Annotated in this window: 3 protein-coding genes; 1 reads left to right on the top strand and 2 read right to left on the bottom strand. The window is 69.1% G+C overall.

Annotated features, from left to right (window positions below; all coding sequences use genetic code 11):
• A partial coding sequence (locus tag D7Y21_RS41020) for an imm11 family protein (protein ID WP_370039931.1) occupies positions 1-455 on the top strand: 455 nt, incomplete at its 5' end.
• Between the two features lie 31 nt (positions 456-486).
• Here the strand turns inward: D7Y21_RS41020 and rapZ are convergent.
• Both rapZ and hprK read right to left on the bottom strand, forming a co-directional pair.
• Positions 487-1,350: an RNase adapter RapZ gene (gene rapZ / locus D7Y21_RS41015; RefSeq protein WP_120561218.1), complete on the bottom strand. Its 864-nt coding sequence runs from the start codon at positions 1,348-1,350 to the stop codon at positions 487-489.
• Positions 1,347-2,312 (bottom strand): HPr(Ser) kinase/phosphatase, encoded by a 966-nt coding sequence (gene hprK / locus D7Y21_RS41010; RefSeq protein WP_121718602.1) that lies wholly within the window; start codon positions 2,310-2,312, stop codon positions 1,347-1,349. The genes rapZ and hprK overlap by 4 nt, the downstream gene beginning before the upstream one ends.
• Positions 2,313-2,448 lie beyond the last annotated feature (136 nt).

Raw genomic sequence — 2,448 nt, 5'->3', positions numbered from 1 at the left:
CACCCGGCCCCCTCCACATCCCCAATGAGCTGAGGGCCGCCCCGCTGGACTTCAGCCTCGCGGGCGCCAGCCTCACCCCCGTGGTGCACCCGCGCGTCGCCGCCGTGTTCGCGCGCCTGGCGCCGGAGGACGTGCAGCTCATCCCCGTGAACATCGAGGGCCAGCCGGAGCCGTACTTCCTCGTCGTCGCCACGCGCCTCATCCGCTGCGTGGACGAAGCCGCCTGCCTGGAGGTCCTCCGCTACGGCCCCGGCGACGGCGTTCCCGCGCGCGTGGGCCAGTACCGCTCCGTCCGAGGACTCCGCATCGACCCCACCCAGGTGGGCCGCGCCCGCGTGTTCCGCCCCTGGGGCTGGCCCGTCACCCTCGTCGTCTCCGAGGTCGTGAAGGAGGCCCTGGAGAAGGAAGGCATCACCGGCGCTCGCTTCACGCCCATCACGGACACCCAGCACTGAAGACCGGGGTCCGCGAAGGCGGTCCCGCGCCCTACTCCTTCTCGATGTCCCGGTCCCACAGCTGCACGCGGCCGTAGTCCGCGGACAGCCGGCGCACCATCTCCGCCGCCAGCGACACCGAGCGGTGCTTGCCGCCCGTGCACCCCAGCGCCACCGTGAGGTACGCCTTGCCCTCCTTCTGGTAGCGGGGGAACAGGAACCGGCAGAGGTCCACGACCTTCTCGAGGAACTGCTGCGTCTCCTCGCGCTCCAGCACGTACCCGGACACCCTCGGGTTCTTGCCCGTGAGCCCCTTGAGCTCCGGCACGAAGTACGGGTTCGGCAGGAAGCGCACGTCGAACACCAGGTCCGCCTGCGGCGGCACGCCGTACCGGTAGCCGAAGGACATGATGGACAGGCTGGGCCCCGTCGTGGGCTCCGGGCTGAAGCGCCCCTGCACCATGCGCTTCAGGTCGTGCACGTTGAGCGCCGACGAGTCGATGACCTGGTCCGCCATCTCCCGCAGGTCCTTCAGCGCCTCGCGCTCCGCGTGGATGCCCTCCGCCACCGTGCCATCCGGGGCCAGCGGGTGACGGCGGCGCGTCTCGCTGAAGCGGCGCATGAGGCTGTCGTCGCTGGCATCCAGGAAGAGCACGTCCACCTGGTGGCCCGCGCGGCGCACTTCGTCGAGCACGCGGGGGGCGTCCTTGAGGAAGACGCCCTCGCGCGCGTCTATCACCAGCGCCATGCGCTCGATGTGGCCGCCTCCCGCCAGCTCCGTGAGCTTGGGCAGGAGGAGCACCGGCAGGTTGTCGATGCAGAAGAAACCTGCGTCCTCCAGCGCGCGGATGGCGGTGGACTTACCGGAACCTGACATGCCGGTGATGACGATGATCTGCTTCGCGGGGGCGGTCACTCGACCTCTTCTCCCAAGGTGCGGCGCATCGCCCCCTGGGCGATGGCTCGATTGAGGCGCTCGGCGAACTCTCGCGCCGAATGGTGGCCCTGAAGCTTCAACAGTTGGTTGCGCGCGGCCACCTCCACGATGGTGGCCATGTTGCGTCCAGGACGCACGGGGACGACCGACAGGGGGATGTCCACGCCAACAATCTGCAGGTGCTTGTCCTCCACGCCCAGCCGGTCGTACTCCTGGTGCGGATCCCATTCCTGCAGCTCAATCACAAGCTCAATCTTCTTCTGTTCCCGGACGGCGGACACTCCGAAGAGGTCCTTGATGTTGATGATGCCCAGTCCGCGAATCTCCATGTGGTGCTTGATGACCGGATTGCCCGCGCCGTAGACGGCCCCCTTGCGCCGGGTGACGTCCACGATGTCGTCCGCCACCAGCCGGTGGCCGCGCATCACCAGGTCCAGGGCGATTTCGCTCTTGCCGATGCCGCTCTTGCCCAAGAGCAGGATGCCCACGCCGAAGACGTCCATCAGCACGCCGTGCAGGCTGCTGGACTCCGTGAGCGCGTCCTCCAGGAAGCTCTGCACCCGCTGGATGAACTCGCTGGAGAGCAGCGGCGTCTTCATCAGCGAAAGGCCCGCCGCCTCGCAGGCGTCCACCAGCGCGCGCGGCACGTCCAGCGCCTTGGTGACCACCACGCACGACAGGTCCTCTTCGTTGAAGAGCTTGGCCAGCGAGGCGTGCTGCGCGTCCTCCGGCAGGGTGGCCAGATAGGAGATTTCGGTGTTGCCGAAGACCTGGACGCGGTGCGGGTGGAGGTGCTCGGTGAAGCCCGCCAGCGCCAGGCCCGGCTTCTGGATGCGCGAGGAGTCCACCGTGCGCGCCAGCCCCTGGGTGCCCGCCATCAGGGTCAGCCGCAGGTCGTGGCCCTGGTCCTCGAGGAGCTGGGAGATGCGAATGGATTTCATCGTCGGGACCTGGATATCACCCACCGGCCTCCGGAGGTGAACCGCACCGTGTCCGCCGTCCCCCCCGCCTCCCCTACAGCCGCCAACGCCCGGCCCGGAGCGCTGGCGGCTGTAGGGGAGGCGGGGGGGACGGCGG

Origin of the sequence: Corallococcus sp. AB045 (assembly GCF_003668895.1) — a bacterium.
Taxonomy (GTDB): domain Bacteria; phylum Myxococcota; class Myxococcia; order Myxococcales; family Myxococcaceae; genus Corallococcus; species Corallococcus coralloides.
This window is presented reverse-complemented; position numbering and strand designations above follow the sequence as displayed.

Coding starts and splice junctions, on each gene's coding strand:
- hprK (WP_121718602.1), bottom strand. CDS start 2,312: ATGAAATCCATTCGCATCTCCCAGCTCCTCGAGGACCAGGGCCACGAC.